2 protein-coding genes are annotated in these 1,330 nt (G+C 73.6%); one reads left to right on the top strand and one right to left on the bottom strand.

Annotated features, from left to right (window positions below; genetic code table 11):
• On the top strand, positions 1 to 537 hold a 537-nt coding region (locus AB0J52_RS40915; protein ID WP_500188626.1), incomplete at its 5' end, for a MaoC/PaaZ C-terminal domain-containing protein.
• Positions 538 to 585: 48 nt separating this feature from the next.
• Here AB0J52_RS40915 and AB0J52_RS40920 read toward each other — a convergent pair.
• A partial coding sequence (locus AB0J52_RS40920; protein ID WP_500188628.1) for a helix-turn-helix transcriptional regulator occupies positions 586 to 1,330 on the bottom strand: 745 nt, incomplete at its 5' end.

A 1,330-nucleotide genomic window follows, 5' to 3' on the forward strand; every position in this document is an offset into this window, starting at 1 on the left:
CAGCGCACCGCCGTGCAGGCCGACCCCGCGATGCTCACCGCGATCACCGGCCGCTGGGTGCCGGGCGCCGGGCGGACGGTCACGACCGACCACCCCTTCCGCAAGCACCTGGACGACCTGCGCGTCGGCGACACCGTCGTCGCCGGGCCGCGCCGGGTCACGCTGGAGGACGTCGAGCACTTCGCCGAGTTCACCGGCGACACCTTCTACGCCCACATGGACGAGGAGGCCGCCGCCGCCAACCCGTTCTTCGACGGGCGGGTGGCGCACGGCTACCTGGTCCTGTCGTTCGCGGCCGGGCTGTTCGTCGACCCCGACCCGGGGCCCGTGCTGGCGAACTACGGACTGGAGAACCTGCGCTTCCTGACCCCGGTCTACCCCGGCGACGAGATGACCGCGACGCTCACCGCCAAGCAGCTCGTTCCGCGCGAGGGCGCGGACCACGGCGAGGTCCGCTGGGACGTGGACGTCACGAACCAGAAGGGCGAGTCGGTCGCCAAGTACGACCTGCTGACCCTCGTCGCGAAGCGCGCCTGACGGCCCGCCCGCCGCGGTTCCGGCCGCCGCGGTTCCGCTTCGTGCCGATCAGCCGGTGAGCGACTGGGTGCCGAGGACGTTGAGGAGCGCGAGCTTCTCGGCGTCCTCGGTGCCCGGCTCGGCGGTGAAGAGCATGACGCGCAGGTCGGCGCCCATGACGGTGAACACGTCGCAGTCCAGCTCGACCGCGCCGACCCGCGGATGGTCGATGATCTTGCGGTGGACCTCGTGCTCCCGGACGACGCCGGAGTCCCACAGCCGCGCGAACCGCTCGCTCCCGGCCCGCAGCTCGGCGATCAGGTTCCGCAGCGCCAGGTCGGCCGGGTAGGCGGCCGCCGCCGTCCGCAGGTCGCTGACCAGGGCGGTGTGGAACTCCAGGAGCGATTCGGGGGTGTGCCGCGCCCACCCGCCGGGGCCGAGGAAGTGCCGCCAGATCACGTTGCGCTCGTGGCCGCGCCAGCCGGACGGGTCGCCCATCAGCGCGGCATACGGCCGGTTGACCAGCAGGATCGTCCAGGCGGCGTCGTAGACCGCGACCGGGATGTCCGCCATCCGGTCCAGCAGCCGGTGCACGCCCGGGGTGACGAACCTCGGCACCGTCTCCGGCCCCGGCGGGACCAGCCCGGCCAGCCGGAACAGATGGGCCCGCTCCTCGCCCGACAGCCGCAGCGCCCGCGCGATGGCCTCCACGACCTGCCCGGACGGGTGGACCGCGCGGCCCTGCTCCAGCCGGGTGACGTAGTCCGCCGAGATGCCGGCGAGCATCGCCAGCTCCTCGCGGCGCAGTCCGCTC

The organism is Spirillospora sp. NPDC049652, from assembly GCF_040675125.1.
GTDB lineage: Bacteria > Actinomycetota > Actinomycetes > Streptosporangiales > Streptosporangiaceae > Spirillospora.